The 15,475-nt window shown below is 71.0% G+C and carries 14 protein-coding genes; 11 read left to right on the top strand and 3 right to left on the bottom strand.

Translation table 11 applies throughout. The features are described from left to right. The first annotated feature begins 27 nt into the window (after positions 1-27). Entirely contained in the window at positions 28-2,766 is a 2,739-nt protein-coding gene (locus EHO50_RS41670) for a CHAT domain-containing protein (RefSeq protein WP_128437082.1), read from the top strand. After that, positions 2,766-3,596, top strand: coding sequence for a hypothetical protein (locus tag EHO50_RS41665; RefSeq protein WP_128437081.1), 831 nt, complete (start codon positions 2,766-2,768; stop codon positions 3,594-3,596). The genes EHO50_RS41670 and EHO50_RS41665 overlap by 1 nt, the downstream gene beginning before the upstream one ends. Positions 3,597-3,607: 11 nt before the next feature. On the opposite strand, the gene ligD is transcribed toward EHO50_RS41665, so the two are convergent. Then, complete coding sequence (gene ligD / locus EHO50_RS41660) at positions 3,608-4,618, bottom strand: non-homologous end-joining DNA ligase (RefSeq protein WP_128437080.1); 1,011 nt, start codon at positions 4,616-4,618, stop codon at positions 3,608-3,610. A 75-nt stretch (positions 4,619-4,693) separates the two neighbouring features. Here ligD and EHO50_RS41655 point away from each other — a divergent pair, with 75 nt between their 5' ends. Next, positions 4,694-5,764 carry an ATP-dependent DNA ligase gene (locus tag EHO50_RS41655; RefSeq protein ID WP_128437079.1) on the top strand — a complete coding sequence of 357 codons (1,071 nt, stop codon included), beginning with the start codon at positions 4,694-4,696 and terminating at the stop codon, positions 5,762-5,764. 58 nt (positions 5,765-5,822) lie between these two features. On the opposite strand, the gene EHO50_RS41650 is transcribed toward EHO50_RS41655, so the two are convergent. Next, positions 5,823-7,013 carry a zinc-dependent alcohol dehydrogenase gene (locus EHO50_RS41650; protein WP_128437078.1) on the bottom strand — a complete coding sequence of 397 codons (1,191 nt, stop codon included), beginning with the start codon at positions 7,011-7,013 and terminating at the stop codon, positions 5,823-5,825. A 236-nt stretch (positions 7,014-7,249) separates the two neighbouring features. Here EHO50_RS41650 and EHO50_RS41645 point away from each other — a divergent pair, with 236 nt between their 5' ends. Next, positions 7,250-8,197 (top strand): DUF3048 domain-containing protein, encoded by a 948-nt coding sequence (locus EHO50_RS41645; RefSeq protein ID WP_128437145.1) that lies wholly within the window; start codon positions 7,250-7,252, stop codon positions 8,195-8,197. An 84-nt stretch (positions 8,198-8,281) separates the two neighbouring features. On the opposite strand, the gene EHO50_RS41640 is transcribed toward EHO50_RS41645, so the two are convergent. Continuing rightward, positions 8,282-8,746: a MarR family winged helix-turn-helix transcriptional regulator gene (locus EHO50_RS41640; protein ID WP_128437077.1), complete on the bottom strand. Its 465-nt coding sequence runs from the start codon at positions 8,744-8,746 to the stop codon at positions 8,282-8,284. Between the two features lie 202 nt (positions 8,747-8,948). Between EHO50_RS41640 and EHO50_RS41635 the strand changes: the two genes are divergently transcribed. From EHO50_RS41635 to pcaDC, 7 genes are read left to right on the top strand one after another with little or no spacing between them, the layout of a single operon-like run. After that, the gene (locus EHO50_RS41635; RefSeq protein WP_128437076.1) at positions 8,949-9,734 is read left to right on the top strand and encodes a CoA transferase subunit A; all 786 of its coding nucleotides are present in this window, start codon (positions 8,949-8,951) and stop codon (positions 9,732-9,734) included. Then, positions 9,731-10,375 carry a CoA transferase subunit B gene (locus tag EHO50_RS41630; protein WP_128437075.1) on the top strand — a complete coding sequence of 215 codons (645 nt, stop codon included), beginning with the start codon at positions 9,731-9,733 and terminating at the stop codon, positions 10,373-10,375. Before EHO50_RS41635 ends, EHO50_RS41630 begins: the two co-directional genes overlap by 4 nt. Next, positions 10,372-11,574, top strand: a complete 1,203-nt coding sequence (locus EHO50_RS41625) for a thiolase family protein (protein ID WP_128437074.1) — start codon at positions 10,372-10,374, stop codon at positions 11,572-11,574. Before EHO50_RS41630 ends, EHO50_RS41625 begins: the two co-directional genes overlap by 4 nt. Positions 11,575-11,594: 20 nt before the next feature. Then, the gene (pcaH, locus tag EHO50_RS41620) at positions 11,595-12,368 is read left to right on the top strand and encodes a protocatechuate 3,4-dioxygenase subunit beta (protein ID WP_128437073.1); all 774 of its coding nucleotides are present in this window, start codon (positions 11,595-11,597) and stop codon (positions 12,366-12,368) included. Positions 12,369-12,374: 6 nt separating this feature from the next. After that, positions 12,375-12,980: a protocatechuate 3,4-dioxygenase subunit alpha gene (gene pcaG / locus EHO50_RS41615; protein WP_128437072.1), complete on the top strand. Its 606-nt coding sequence runs from the start codon at positions 12,375-12,377 to the stop codon at positions 12,978-12,980. Further along, positions 12,977-14,308, top strand: a complete 1,332-nt coding sequence (gene pcaB / locus EHO50_RS41610; RefSeq protein WP_128437071.1) for a 3-carboxy-cis,cis-muconate cycloisomerase — start codon at positions 12,977-12,979, stop codon at positions 14,306-14,308. Before pcaG ends, pcaB begins: the two co-directional genes overlap by 4 nt. Then, positions 14,305-15,432 carry a bifunctional 3-oxoadipate enol-lactonase/4-carboxymuconolactone decarboxylase PcaDC gene (gene pcaDC / locus EHO50_RS41605; protein WP_128437070.1) on the top strand — a complete coding sequence of 376 codons (1,128 nt, stop codon included), beginning with the start codon at positions 14,305-14,307 and terminating at the stop codon, positions 15,430-15,432. Before pcaB ends, pcaDC begins: the two co-directional genes overlap by 4 nt. The last annotated feature ends 43 nt before the right edge of the window (positions 15,433-15,475 follow it).

Genomic DNA, 15,475 nt, shown 5'->3' with positions numbered 1-15,475 from the left:
CGGGACGGAACAGGAGTTGTCGATGTCGTGTCGGCCGTGCTGGACGGACGACTGGCCAAAGCCGATGCCGAGGAGATCATTCGCAGCACGGCCGGTGCCGTCGACTGGTCGAGACGATGGGCCGAAGTGGCGCATCTTCAGTCGATGATCGACGCGGCCCACAGCGTGGACGGCGTCCTGGTCCTGACGGACCTCGCTGACGCGGCCGCCGAACCGCTCGGCGGTGTCGTGCGCGGCCAGGTCCTCGGCAGCGGAGCTCTGCGCCTGCTCGAACTGAACCTTCCGGAACCGGCCCTGCCGCTCCTCGAACGGGCTGTGGACCTGCTGGCCGACGACGAACTGACACAACTGGAGGCCCGAAGGTTCCGCCTTCGCGCGCTTGTCCTGCTGGACCGTCGGGAGGAGTTCTTCCAGGACTGTCCCGCGGTCGTCGCATCCGCCGAACGGCTGGGGAGTGCGAACGACCTCTGCATGCTGCTGTTCGACGAGGCGACCCTGGCGGCACGGAGCGGGGACACCGTAAGGGCTCTGGACCAGGTGCGCGCCGCGTGCCGGGTCCGTGCCCGCATCACGTCGGACCGGGCCGGCGAGATCCTGCACACGCCGGCCAGATTCGCGATCCAGCACGCCCTGTTCGCCCGGCAGGCCGGTCAGTTCGAGGAGGCGCTCACCGCCTTGGAGGACGCCCGGAGCCTGGCGCTCGCCGCGGACGATCGTCTCACAGCCGCGTTCGCCCTCAGTGAGGCGGGCATCACGTGGGAGATGCTCGGCGATGTGCGGCGCGCCAACTACTTCCTCAACGATGCGGCGGCGGAGGCCGACCGCGCGGGTCACCGCAACTGGGCGGGCCACTGGCGGCACGATCTGACGGGGCTGGAGGCGGACGGGGAGGAGGGCGCATCGGCATGGCAGCGCGCGTCGGCGATCATGTTGCGCGCGCCCGAGCGGGCAGCGGAGGCCGTGCCGCTGTTCCGGAAGGCCATCGCCGACGCCCGCCGTGTGCACCAGACCGACCTCGAAGCCGACGCCCGCAACGCGCTCGGGGCCGCGCTCGCTCAGTGCAAACAGCCGGAACAGGCCGAGATGGCACTGCGAGCGGCCATCGCTACGGCCCGGCGCTCCGACGACGCGCTGCGGGAGGTCCGTTCCCGCACCAACCTCGCCCGTCACCTCCTCTACCAGACCTGGGTGGACGAGGCCCGCCACGAGATCGATCAGTCCATCGAGCTGGGTGAGCGACTGCGCGATGGTGCCACCACCGTCGAGCTGAGCCAGAACGTGGCGATCACCCTCTCCCGTGCGTACGACACCGCCATTTTCATGGCTGCCGTCCTGCACCAGGCCGGCGACGACACCAGCGAGGGCCCCGGTCGCACCGGCATGCGACCGCGTCCCGACGCGCTGCTGGAACTGGGGCAGCGCGCCCGCGCTGCCACCACGACCGAGGCGCTGCGCGTCGGCCGGATCGTCGAGGAGCACGCCGACCCCGAGCTGGTGTCCGCCATGCTCGATCTGCGGGCCGCCGAGGCCGCCGTCCAGCTGGCCGCGGCGCACCGCGAGAGCCTCACCGAATCCGTGGCCGAGCGGGACCGGACCGCACAGCGTCTGGAGCGGGCGGCCGACGCCAGGAAGCTGACACTCGCCGTGAGTTCCGCTCCGGTACCGACGGACGAGTTGGCCGCCGCGCTGGCCCCTCAGGAGGTGCTCGTCGACCTGCTGACCGTGCCCGAGGGAGTCGTCGTCACCTGCCTCGCGGACACCGGACAAGCCTCGGCTCGGCTGATCGCCTGGGACGAGAGCACGCGGCGTCGGTTCCTCCGCCGGCTGCAGCGCGCCTATCGCGAGTCCCTGGACCCCCACCCCGACGAGGTGGACGAGACGCGCTTCCTCGTGCGGGAGGCCCTCCGGGATCTCGACACGGTACTTCTCGGCCCCGTGGCCGAGACGGTCGAGTCGGTCTGCTCCCGGCCGCCCCGGCGGGTTCTGATCAGTCCGGAGAACGAGCTGTTCCACCTGCCGTACTGGCGGCTGGCGACGCGGTGGGAAAACAGTGCCGTGAGCGTGCTCCCGACGCCCGGAGCCCTGCCTCTGCTGCGGGCGCGACAGCGTGACGGCCGGCGTCCCTGGATCTCGGTGGGAGACCCTTCCGGAACACTGCCGCACGCCGCCGGGGACGTCTCGGCGGGGCTGGGCTATCAGGACTGCGCTCCGGAGATCGGCCGGTTGCTCGCCACGCTGCCGGAGGCGGGGCGAGTGCATTTCGCCTGCCACGGACACTTCGACGCCGAGAACTCCTATCTCTCCGGGCTCGAGGTGCTGCCGTCGCCTTCGCCGGATCCGCTCGGGGCGCGGCGGACGACCGCGTCCGGGTCCGGCCTGTTCACCGCGGCGCAGATCACCGGGCGGCTGCACATGCCGCACTGCACGCTGGTGGTCCTCTCGGCGTGCACGTCGGGGCTGTCCCGGCTCCATGCGGCCAGCGAGTTCACCAGTCTGCCCGGAGCGTTCCTGGTCGCCGGGGCCCGCAATGTCGTGGCATCCCTGTGGCCCGCTTCCGACTCGGCAGCGGCGTTGTTGATGCGGGCGTTCTACTTTGCGTACGAGGGCAGCCCGTCCGCCGCGCTGGCAGCGGCACGGGAACGGCTCGCCACCATGTCCCGGGCCGAGGCGGCCTCGCTGCTGGACACCGACGATCTGCCGCCGTTCGACCCCCCGTTCGCCGACAGCATGTACATCGACTGCTTCCAACACTACGGAGTCGACTGATGGCCGATCCCTCCCGGAAGTTCGTCCGCTCCCTCACCGGGCTCTGGGGCCCGGGCTACTGGGTGACCTGGCATCCGTCGTCACGGCAGGCGCTGGGCGCGTACGGCACGGTACTCAAGCGGACCGTCGTGCCTGTCGGCAACCTCCGCGATCAGGACATCGAGTCGGCCTCTGTGGATCCCCGAACCGATGACGGGCTGGTCTGGTACACCAAAGGCGCTGTCGAGGTGACGCACGGCACCGTGGCGCAGACAGGCGTACCGGTGGCGAACCTGGCCGATGCCCAAGGCCGCATGAAGGTCACGTTCACCCGCAAGTACGCCGTCCTCGTCGTGTACCAGGGGTTGAGCGAACATCATCTCGCGTCCCAGCCGAAGGTGGCGAAGCAACTGCTGAACCGCTATCTCGCCGGGGACTGGGAGTTGGACTGGTGTGTGGTCAGCCACCTCGTGACCGCGCAGTCCGGCACGGTTCTCATGGCTCGGGAGAAGGGCGCCACGATCGAGTTCACCGCGAGGGCAACCGCCGGAGCGGGGCCGGCCGGCCTCGCCGATCTGGCCTCGAAGGCGCGCAGCACCCATTCCTCCGAGCTGGTGTGCGAGCTGGTCGGCGCTACGGTGACACCCTTCTACCGGGTGCTGCGGCTGCGCCGCAGGTTCCTACGGGGGATCGAGGCCGCTTACGGGTATGTGCCCGGCCTGCGGACGTCCCGCGACCGCCCGGCCGAGGTACCGCCCGAGATCCTGGAGGAGATCCAGGACACTCCGGAGGCGGCCCTGGAGTACGTCCCGCAGCCCGATCCGGATCCGGCAGTCGAAGAGGGCGAGTAGCCGAGGCGTACTCAGGTCTTGCGGGCCCGGCTCGGCTGCACCCTCTTCGGCTCCCCCGGCATCTTCGGATACTCGGGTGGGTACGGCAGGTCGCCGAGGCCGTGGTCGTGTTCGTCCTTGTTGGCCAGTTCCAGCAGCGCGTCCAGCGAGAAGCGGTGGTCGTCCATGTCCGCGTGCACGTCGCCGAGTTCGGCGAAGCGCGCGGGCATGGTCGCGAGGTCGAAGTCCTGGGGGTGGGCCTCGCCGACCTCCTCCCAGCGCAGGGGGGCCGAGACGGGGGCGTGGGGGCGTGGTCGTACGGAATAGGCGGAGGCGATCGTGCGGTCGCGTGCCGTCTGGTTGTAGTCGATGAAGATGCGTTCGCCTCTCTCCTCCTTCCACCACTTGATCGTCACCTGCTCGGGCATCCGGCGTTCCATCTCGCGGCCGACCGCGATGGCGGCGCGCCGGACCTGGGTGAAGGTCCAGCGCGGCTCGATGGGCACGAAGACGTGCAGGCCGCGGCCGCCGGAGGTCTTGGGCCAGCCGCGCAGGCCGCCGAACTCGTCCAGGACGGCGCGCAGTTCGTGGGCGGCGCGGACGGCGTCGTCGAAGTCGGTGCCGGGCTGTGGGTCCAGGTCGATGCGGAGTTCGTCGGGGCTGTCCACGTCGTCGCGGCGCACCGGCCAGGGGTGGAAGGTGAGCGTGCCGTACTGGGCGGCCCACAGGACGGCGGCCTCCTCGGTGGGGCACATCTCGTCGGCGCTGCGGCCGCTGGGGAACGTGATGTGGGCGGTGGGGATCCAGTCGGGCATGTTCTTGGGCGCCCGCTTCTGGAAGAACCACTCGCCGGTGACGCCGTCCGGGTAGCGCTCCAGGGTGGTGGGGCGGTTGCGCAGGGCGCGCAGGATGCCGGGGCCGACTGCGATGTAGTAGCGGGCGAGGTCCAGCTTGGTGAAGCCGCGCTCGGGGAAGAAGATCTTGCCCGGGTTGGACAGGCGAACGGTCCGGCCGCCCGCTTCCAGTTCCACCGCTTCGCCCATGCGAGCCACGGTAGGCGGACCCGGCACACCTCGCACACCGGGCGGCGGCAGCCGTATGCGAGCAGAATCGACAGCATGGACCTGCCGGTGATGCCGCCCGTGAAGCCGATGCTCGCCAAGTCGGTGGCGAAGATCCCGCCGGGCATGCAGTACGAGGCGAAGTGGGACGGGTTTCGGGCGATCGCATTTCGGGATCGGGACGAGGTCGAGTTGGGGAGCCGTACGGGCAAGACTTTGACCAGGTACTTTCCCGAGCTGGTGGCGGGGTTGAAGGAGCGGCTGCCCGAGCGGTGCGTGCTGGACGGGGAGATCGTCATCGCTCGGGAGGGACGGCTGGACTTCGACGCGCTCACCGAGCGCATCCACCCGGCCGACTCCCGGGTGCGGATGCTGGCCGAGCGGACCCCGGCGTCGTTCGTGGCCTTCGACCTGCTGGCGCTGGCGGACGAGTCGCTGCTGGAGACCCCGCTGGCGGACCGGCGGGCGATGCTCACCATGGCGCTGTCCGGGGTGACGGCGCCGGTGCATGTGGCGCCGGCGACGACCGACATCGAGACGGCTCAGGGGTGGTTCGAGCAGTACGAGGGGGCCGGACTGGACGGTGTCATCGCCAAGCCGCTCACCCTGCGCTACCTCCAGGACGAGCGGGCCATGTTCAAGATCAAGCACGAGCGCACGGCGGACGTCGTCGTCGCGGGCTACCGCCTGCACAAGAGCGGACCGGTCGTGGGCTCCTTGCTGCTCGGTCTCCACGACGAACGGGGCACCCTCCAGCATGTGGGTGTGTCGGCGGCGTTCCCCATGAAGCGGCGCGCCGAACTCATCGAGGAGCTGGAGCCGCTGCGCATGGCGGATGCCGCGGGGCATCCCTGGGCGGCCTGGGCCGAGGAGGCGGCCCACGAGTCGGCCCGGCTGCCGGGCGCGCCGAGCCGCTGGTCGGGCAAGAAGGACCTGTCCTGGGTGCCGCTCAGGCCGGAGCGGGTGGCCGAGGTGGCGTACGACCACATGGAGAACGGGGTGCGTTTCCGGCACACGGCCCGCTTCCGCCGCTGGCGCCCGGACCGCACGCCCGAGAGCTGCACCTACGCGCAGTTGGAGGAGCCGGTCCGCTACGACCTCGCGGAGATCTTCGCGCCGCAGGCCTGACAGGGAGTAGGCGTGACAGGGACTTCGCCACAGGCCGGACGGGAAAGCCGAGCCGGAGTCAGGGCTTCATCAGCACCTTGACCGCACCTTCCTGCTTGCGCTGGAACATCTCGTACGCGTGCGGGGCGTCGCTCAGCGGCACGCGGTGCGTGGCGAAGTCGTCGACGCCGAGGGGGTCCTCGTCCGTCAGGTACGGCATGATGTCGTCGCTCCAGCGGCGCACGTTGGCCTGCCCCATCCGGAGCTGGATCTGCTTGTCGAACAGGGTGAGCAGCGGTATCGGGTCCGCCGTGCCGCCGTACACGCCGGACAGGGAGATCGTGCCGCCGCGCCGCACCAGGTCGATGGCGGTGTAGAGGGCGGAGAGCCGGTCGACGCTGAAGCGTTCGGCGAGCGGACCGCTCAGCTTGCGCGGCAGCATCGCCGAGGCCTGCTGGGCCAGCCGCGCGGCGGCGCTGCCATGGGCTTCGGTGCCGACCGCGTCGATGACGGCGTCGGGACCGCGGCCGTCGGTCTGGTCACGGATGGCGGCGACCAGTTCCTTCTCGTCGTCGAAGCTCCTGAGGTCGTACGTCTCGACACCCCGCTCGCGCGCCCGCCGCAGCCGTTCGGGGACCAGGTCCACGCCGAACACCCGCCCGGCACCGAGCACCTGGGCGACCCGGCAGGCCATGTCGCCGATGGGCCCGAGGCCGAGCACGGCGATGCTGCCGCCCTCCGGGATCTCGGCGTAGCGGACCGCCTGCCAGGCGGTGGGCAGGACGTCGGAGAGATAGACGAACCGGTCGTCGGCCGGTCCTTCCGGGATCTTGATCGGGCCGAACTGCGCCTGCGGGACCCGCAGGTACTCGGCCTGGGCGCCCGGCACCGCACCGTACAGACGGGTGTAGCCGAACAGGGCGGCGCCCATGCCCTCGCCGGTGACCTGGGTGGTCTCGCACTGGGTCGGCAGCCCGGTCAGGCACATCCAGCAGTTGCCGCAGGCGATCTGGAACGGCACCACGACCCGGTCCCCCGCCTGCAGGTCCGGCACCGCGGCGCCGACCTCCTCGACGATGCCGATCGGTTCGTGACCGAGGATGTCCCCCGGTGTCATGAACGGCGTCAGCACCTCGTACAAGTGCAGGTCGGAGCCGCACAACCCGGTGGACGTGATGCGGATGACCGCGTCCGTCGGCTCCTGGATCGTCGGATCGGGCACGTTCTCCACGCGCACGTCCCGCTTGCCCTGCCAGGTCACAGCCCTCATCGCCCGCGCTCCCTCCGTCACGTGTGCGCGTCCGCTCGTGCGGTGGCCGCCCGGGTACCCCTGCGCTCCCCGGCCGAACCGCTGGTCAGGTAGGGCCGCCGGTTCAGGTATGGCCTCCTATCAACTGATAAGTGCACAATTAACTACACGGACAGGGCGGGTGGCTGCGGGTGACGACGGTGAGCAGGCAACCGGTGAGCGGGCAACCAGGGGCGCGCACGAGACGCGCCACGACCATGGCGGGGCTGCTGGCCGTCATCCTGACGGCTTCCCTGGCGGCCGGATGCACGACGTCCGACGGCCCACGCGAGGACGGCCGCGGCCGGGAGCGTCCGCCCTCGCCGGCTACGAGCGAGAGCCGCGTGAACGACGCCTCAGTGCTCGCCGTGAAGATCGACAACGTCCGCGCCGCCCGGCCCCCCACGGGCCTGGACGCCGCTGACATCGTGTACGTCGAACAGGTCGAGGCCGGGCTGAGCCGGCTGATGGCGGTGTACGCACAGAAGCTGCCGGAGGTCATCGGACCGGTGCGCAGCGCCCGGGAGAGCGATCTGGAGCTACTGGGCCAGTTCGACCGGCCGACGCTCGCCTTCTCCGGTGCGCAGGGCAAGCTCCTGCCGCTGATCGACAAGGCGCCACTACAGGCGACGCCCCCCGAAAAGGCGGCCGACGCCTACTTCCGCGGCACGGACAGGCCTTCGCCGCACAACCTCTATCTGCGGCCCGGCCGGCTGATGTCCGCCGCCCCGGGCACCTCCGTGCTGACGACCGGCTTCCGCTTCGGCGCGGCGCCCGCGGGCGGCGAGGCCGAGACCTCGCGGACGGTGCGTTACCCGGCGGCCCGGTTCACCTTCACCTGGTCCGAGAGCCAGCAGCGCTGGCTGGTCGCCATGGACGGCAAGGCCGCCGAGACGACGGACGGCAAGCGGCTGGCGGCCGGCACGGTCGTCGTGCAGTACGTGAAGATACGCACGTCCGCCTTCCATGACTCCGGCGGCAACTTCACGCCGTACACCGAGACCGTGGGCTCCGGGAAGGCGGAGGTGCTGCGCGACGGGCGCGCCTACGACGTCAACTGGAAGCGCCCGAAGGCCTCGGAGGGCACCGCGTTCACGACCGGCGAAGGCGAGCCGATGAACTTCCAGCACGGCCAGGTGTGGGTGGTGCTCGCGAAGGCGCCCTGAGCATTCCGGGTGTCCGGGGCCCGGGGCCCGGGGCCCGGGGCCCGGGGATGAGGCTTTCCGGGCGAGCAGCCGGAGGGCCGCGAATCAGCTTTGCGTGACGAGGGGTTCGGCCGGGTTGCGGAGCCCCTCGGCCGCGTCCGCGACCCGTCGGATCAGGTCGAAGAACAGCGTCTGCTCCTCGGCGGACAGCGGGGCCAGGAAGACCTGGTTCATCCGGGCCGTGCGGACGGTCAGCTTCTTGTGGGTGCGCAGTCCGTCGTCCGTCAGGCGCAGCAGGAAGCGACGGCCGTCCTGGGGGTCGCGCACCTTGTCGAGCAGCCCGCGGCGGCCGAGCCTGCTGATCACCTCGGCGATCGTGGACCGGTCGAGCCCCACCCGCTCCCCCACCGTCCGCTGGTCCAGACCCGGCTCGGCGACGAGCGCGTTGAGGACGGCGAACTGGGGTGAGGTGATCTCCTCGGAGACCATCGTGTTCCACAGCAGGTAGTGCGCCTGCTGGAGCCGCCGGGCGAGGTGCCCGGGGTGGGTGGTGAGGTCCACCGCGGCCATGTGCGCTCCCGAGGTCGAATTCGTTGGTGTACTGAACGATAACCGCACACACCCACCCCTGTCTCTGTCATCCGCCTTCACTCGATCCACCTGACCTGCGTTAATTCAGGGGTCTTGACGCCTGGCCGCTCCAGTGGCAGCGTGAGGAAGACCTCGCTGAAATACTCAGTGCCCTGAGTAATTGGAGAGATGGGGCTTACGGATGGACAAGGTGGTCGCCACAGCCGCTGAGGCAGTGGCCGATGTGCCCGAGGGCGCTTCGCTCGCGGTGGGCGGTTTCGGGCTGAGTGGTGTGCCGAACGTGCTCATCCAGGCCCTGTACGAGCAGGGCACCGGCGGACTGTCGGTGGTCTCCAACAACTGCGGGGCGATGGAGTCGGGGCTCGCGGTGTTGCTGTCGGCGGGGCGGATCGCCCGGGTGACCGGCTCCTACATCGGCGCCAACAAGGAGTTCGCCCGGCAGTACCTGGCCGGCGAGCTGGAGGTGGAGATGATCCCGCAGGGCACGCTCGCCGAGCGACTGCGGGCGGGCGGCGCCGGGATCCCCGCGTTCTTCACGCCGGCCGGGGTGGGTACGCAGGTCGCCGACGGGGGGCTGCCCTGGCGTTACGACGGCCAGGGCGGGGTCGCTCTGGCTTCGCCGCCGAAGGAGGTGCGGGAGTTCGACGGCACCGAGTATGTGCTGGAGCGGGGCATCCGTACCGACTTCGCGCTGGTGCGGGCGGCCAAGGGCGACCGGCACGGGAACCTGGTGTTCAACAAGTCCTCCCGCAACTTCAATCCTTTGGCGGCGATGGCGGGCAAGGTCACCATCGCCGAGGTGGAGGAGCTGGTGGAGCCCGGCGAGCTCGACCCGGACGCGGTGCATCTGCCGGGGATCTTCGTCCAGCGGGTGCTGGCGCTCACCCCGGAGCAGGCGGCGGACAAGCAGATCGAACAGCGCACGATTGCCGTGCCTACGGCACGAGGGACGGTGGCCCAGTCATGACGTGGACGCGGGAAGAGATGGCCGCGCGGGCCGCACGCGAGCTCGAGGACGGCCAGTACGTCAACCTCGGCATCGGACTGCCGACACTGATCCCGAACTACCTGCCCGAGGGCGTGGAGGTGATCCTGGAGTCGGAGAACGGCATCCTGGGCACCGGCCCCTACCCCACCGAGGATCAGGTCGACCCCGATCTGATCAACGCGGGCAAGGAGACCGTGACCGTGCTGCCGGGGGCGTCCTTCTTCGACTCGGCGCTGTCGTTCTCGATGATCCGGGGCGGGCACATCGACGTGGCCGTGCTGGGCGCCATGCAGGTGTCGGAGTCCGGTGACCTGGCGAACTGGGCCATCCCCGGCAAGATGATCACCGGGATCGGCGGGGCGATGGACCTGGTCCACGGGGCCCGCACGGTCATCGTGGTGATGACCCACACCGCCAAGGACGGCAGCCCGAAGATCCTCACCGAGTGCGCGCTGCCGCTCACCGGCAAAGCCTGTGTGAACCGGATCATCACCGACCTGGGCGTGATGGACGTGACACAGGACGGTCTGGTGTTGACCGAGACCGCGCCCGGCGTGAGCGTCGACGAGATCATCGCCAAGACCGACGCCAAACTCACCGTCGCGGAGGGCCTGCTGTGAACCCGGTGTACATCGTCGACGCGGTCCGTACCCCGATCGGCCGCTACAACGGCGCCCTCGCCGCCGTGCGTCCGGACGACCTCGGCGCCCACGCCATCCGTGAACTCCTCGCCCGGACCCCGGAGTTGGACCCGTCCCGGATCGAGGACGTGTACTTCGGCAACGCCAACGGCGCCGGCGAGGAGAACCGCAACGTCGGCCGCATGGCCGCCCTGCTGGCCGGTCTGCCCACCTCGGTGCCGGGCGTGACGGTCAACCGGCTGTGCGCGTCGGGGCTGGAGGCGGTGATCCAGGCGGCCCGCGCGATCGCGGTCGGGGACGCCTCCATCGCCGTGGCCGGCGGGGTGGAGTCGATGACCCGGGCACCGTATGTGCTGCCCAAGTCGGACAGGCCGTTCCCGGCCGGGCACACCGAGTTGTACTCCACCACCCTGGGCTGGCGCATGGTCAACCCGAGGATGGAACCGCAGTGGACCATCCCGCTCGGCGAGTCCGCCGAGCTCATCGCGGAGAAGCACAAGATCAGCCGCGAGCAGCAGGACGAGTTCGCGCTCGCCAGCCACCACAAGGCCGCCAAGGCCCAGGAGGCAGGCCTCTTCGACGCCGAACTCGCACCCGTGTCGATCCCTCAGCGCAAGGGCGACCCGGTCGTCTTCGGCGCCGACGAGTGCGTACGGCCGGACGCCTCCCTCGCGGCGATGGCCAAGCTGAAGCCGTCCTTCCGCACCTCCGAGGGCACGGTGACCGCGGGCAATGCCTCACCGCTCAACGACGGTGCCGCGGCCCTGCTGCTGGTCGACGAGGAGGGCCTGAGGGCCACCGGCCGCGAGCCCCTCGCCCGCGTCAGCGCCTCCGGTGTCTCCGCGATCGACCCGCACTACTTCGGGCTCGCTCCGGTCGAGGCCGTCAATCGCGCGCTCGCCAAGGCGGGCAAGGGATTCGGCGACCTGGCGACCCTGGAGCTCAACGAGGCCTTCGCCGCCCAGGTCCTGGGCTGCGTCGCCGAATGGCCCGAGTTCGACCCGGCCGTCCTCAACCCCCAGGGCGGCGCCATCGCCCTCGGTCACCCCCTCGGCGCCTCCGGTGCCCGCCTCGCCGGCACCGTCGCCCATCAACTCGCCCGCAAGGGCAGCGGAACCGGCGTCGCCACCCTCTGCATCGGCGTCGGCCAGGGCCTCGCCCTCGTCCTGGAGCGCTAAGAACCCCCCGAGGAACCCTCATGACTCTCACGCAACACGACATCGACCAGGAGATCGCGGCCGAGCACGCCGCGTACGAGAAGCGGGTCGCCGACGGAGCGCCCGTCGAGCATCAGCCGCGCCGCGACTACGCGCCGTACCGCTCCTCGGTCCTGCGTCACCCCAAGCAGCCGCCGATCGCGATCGACGTCACCAAGGACCCGGAGCTGGTGGAGCTGTCCTCCCCCGCCTTCGGGGAGCGGGACATCACCGAGATCGACAACGACCTCACCAAGCAGCACAACGGCGAGCCGATCGGTGAGCGGATCACCGTCTCCGGCCGGCTGCTGGACCGCGACGGCCGCCCGATCCGCGGCCAGCTCATCGAGATCTGGCAGGCGAACTCGGCCGGCCGCTACGCCCACCAGCGCGAGCAGCACGACGCCCCGCTGGACCCGAACTTCACGGGCGTCGGCCGCACGCTGACGGACGACCGCGGCTTCTACGAGTTCACCACCGTCCAGCCGGGCCCGTACCCCTGGCGCCAGCACGTCAACGCCTGGCGGCCGGCGCACATCCACTTCTCGCTCTTCGGCACGGCGTTCACCCAGCGGCTCGTGACACAGATGTACTTCCCCAGCGACCCGCTGTTCCCGTACGACCCGATCATCCAGTCGGTGACGGACGACGCGGCCCGCCAGCGGCTCGTCGCCACCTACGACCACAGCCTGTCGGTGCCGGAGTTCTCGATGGGCTACCACTGGGACATCGTGCTCGACGGGCCGAACGCCACCTGGATCGAAGAAGGGCGCTGACCTGCCATGACGAAGATCGACACGAGCCGTCCCGAGACCGTGCTCCCGACCCCGTCGCACACGGTGGGCCCCTTCTACGGCCACGCCCTGCCCTTCCCCGGCGGCGGCGACATCGCCCCGGTCGGCCACCCCGACACGATCGCGATCCAGGGATACGTCCACGACGGCGAGGGCAACCCGCTGCCGGACGCGTTCGTGGAGCTGTGGGGCGCCGACCCGGACGGCAACGTCCCGCAGGTCGACGGCTCGATGCGGCGCGACCCGGCGAGCGGTGGCTTCCTGGGCCGCAACGGGGTGGAGTTCACGGGCTGGGGGCGTATCCAGACGGACGCCAACGGCCACTGGTCCGCACGGACGCTGCGGCCGGGGGCGCGCGGGCAGAGCGCGCCGTACATCAGCGTGTGCGTGTTCGCGCGCGGGCTGCTGGTGCACCTGTTCACCCGCATCTACCTGCCGGGCGACGAGGCGGCCCTCGCCGCGGACCCGCTGCTGGCCCGCGTGCCGGCCGAGCGGCGCGACACGCTGATCGCGCGAGAGCAGCGCGATGGCACCTACCGTTTCGACATCCGCCTTCAGGGCGAAGGCGAGACGGTCTTCCTGGAGTTCCAGTGACTTCTCCCGATTCGGACACCGGCCTGCTGGCCCCCGGGTGGGCAGGCTCCCCCGCCGCCTCCGTAACCGGTAACGGCGCCTATCTCCAGGCGCTGCTGGACGCGGAGGCCGCTCTCACCCGGGCGCAGGCCTTGCTGGGGCTGGCCCCGGCCGAGGCGGCGACCGCGGTGACCGAGGCTGCCGACGCCGGCCGCTTCGACGTTCGGTCCCTCGCCGAGCGTGCGCGCGGCGGCGGAAACCCGGTCATCCCGCTGGTCGGCGACCTGACCAAGGCGGTCGGTGCGCAGTACGGCCCGTACGTCCACCGGGGTGCGACCAGCCAGGACATCCTGGACACGGCCACGATGTTGGTCGCGGCGCGCGCACTGGACGTCGTACTGGCCGACCTCGACCGCACCCAGCAGGCCCTGGCCCGCCTCGCCGCCGAGTACCGCGACGCCGTGATGCCGGGCCGGACGCTCACCCAGCACGCCGTACCGACGACGTTCGGGCTGAAGGCGGCCGGGTGGCGGGCGCTGGTACTCGACGCGCGGGACCGGGTGACGGGCGTACGGGACTCGCTGCCCGCCCAACTCGGGGGTGCGGCGGGGACGTTGGCGGCCTTCGGGGCGTACGGTGCGAGCGATCCGACCGCGCTGCCGGCGGCGTACGCCCGCGAACTCGGTCTGCGGGCACCCGACCTGCCCTGGCACACGCTGCGTACGCCCGTCGCCGATCTCGCCGGATGCCTGGCCTTCACGGCGGGCGCGCTCGGCAAGCTCGCCGGGGACGTCCTCACCCTGTCCCGCACCGAGATCGCCGAGGTCACGGAAGGCAGCGGCGGGGGTTCGTCCGCGATGCCGCACAAGTCCAATCCCGTACGGTCCACCCTCATCGCCTCCGCCGCGCGGCGGGCGCCTCAGCTCGCGGCCACGTTGTACGGGTCGCTGGCGGCGGAGGACGAACGGCCGGCCGGGGCCTGGCATGCGGAGTGGGAGCCGCTGCGGGAGTTGCTGCGGCTGGTCGGCGGGGCCGCCCGGGATGCCGTCGAGCTGGCCGAGGGACTGCGGGCCAGGCCCGATGTCATGCGGGAACACCTGGATCTCACCCATGGGTTGATCGTCTCCGAGCGGCTGTCCGCCGAGCTGGCTCCGATGCTGGGCCGGGCTCGCGCCAAGGCCCTGCTCACGGACCTGGCCAAGCGGACCTACACCGAGGGACGCTCGCTGGCCGAACTGCTCGCCGAGGAACCGGAGTTGAAGGACGTCGACCTCGACGAGCTCACCGACCCCGCCCGTTACACCGGCTCCGCCGGAGTCCTCACCGACCGTGCTCTGGAGCGACGTTGACCACCAAACTCCTCAACCACCGTGCCGAGGGATCCCCTTCGGCGCCCCCGCTGCTGCTCGGACCCTCCCTCGGCACCTCGTACGCCCTGTGGGACAAGGTCGCTCCCGAGCTGTCGATCACCCATCGGGTGATCCGCTGGGACCTGCCGGGGCACGGGGGTTCGGCGGCCGATCTGATCGGGGCGGGCGCGACGGTGGGTGACCTCGCCGACCTGGTGCTCGCGCTCGCAGACTCGCTCGGCGTCGAACGGTTCGCGTACGCGGGGGTGTCGCTGGGTGGTGCGGTGGGGCTGCATCTGGCCGTGCGCCATCCCGAACGCCTCTCCTCGCTGGCCGTGATCTGTTCGTCGGCGCACTTCAACGGTGCGAAGCCGTGGGAGGAGCGGGCCGCGCTGGTGCGGCGCGAGGGGCTGGCCGGCTTGGCGGAGAGCGCGGACGCCCGGTGGTTCACGTCCGGGTTCACCGTGCCGGAGCTGGTCGCCGACCATCGCAACGCCGATCCGGGCGCGTACGCCGCCTGCTGTGACGCGCTGGCCGCGTTCGATCTGCGGGACGATCTGGCGTCCATCACCGCGCCCTCGCTGCTGATCGCCGGGCGTGACGATCCGGCGACTCCGCCGCCGCATCTGCGGGAGATCGCGGACGCCGTGCCCGGTGCCGCGCTCGTCGAGATCCCGGGGGCCTCGCACCTGGCGCCGGCACAGTGTCCGGAGGCCGTGCTGACGGCACTGCGGGCGCACTTCGACGGAGCAGCCGGGGGCGCCAAGCGGGGCATGGAGGTGCGGCGCGAGGTGCTCGGAGACACCCACGTCGACCGGGCACAGGCCCGGCAGACGCCCTTCACCGCACGCTTCCAGGACTTCATCTCGCGCTACGCCTGGGGCGAGATCTGGACCGACCCGACACTCACCCGCCGTGAGCGCAGCATGATCACCCTGACGGCGCTGGTCGCGCACGGCCACTACGACGAGCTGGCCATGCATGTGCGGGCGGCCCGGCGCAACGGGCTGACGCCGGACGAGATCGGCGCCGTACTGCTGCAGACGGCCGTGTACTGCGGGGTGCCGGCGGCGAACTCGGCGTTCGCGGCGGCGCAGCGCGTCCTCGCGGAAGAGGAAGGGTGACCCTGCTGGTCGTAGCCTCAGCAGCACCTCGCGCATGCCTCCA

The sequence above is a fragment of the Streptomyces cyaneus genome (assembly GCF_004028635.1).
GTDB classification, from domain to species: Bacteria; Actinomycetota; Actinomycetes; order Streptomycetales; family Streptomycetaceae; genus Streptomyces; species Streptomyces cyaneus.
Note: the sequence above shows the minus strand (reverse complement) of the source record. Positions and strands in the feature narration are given on the sequence as shown.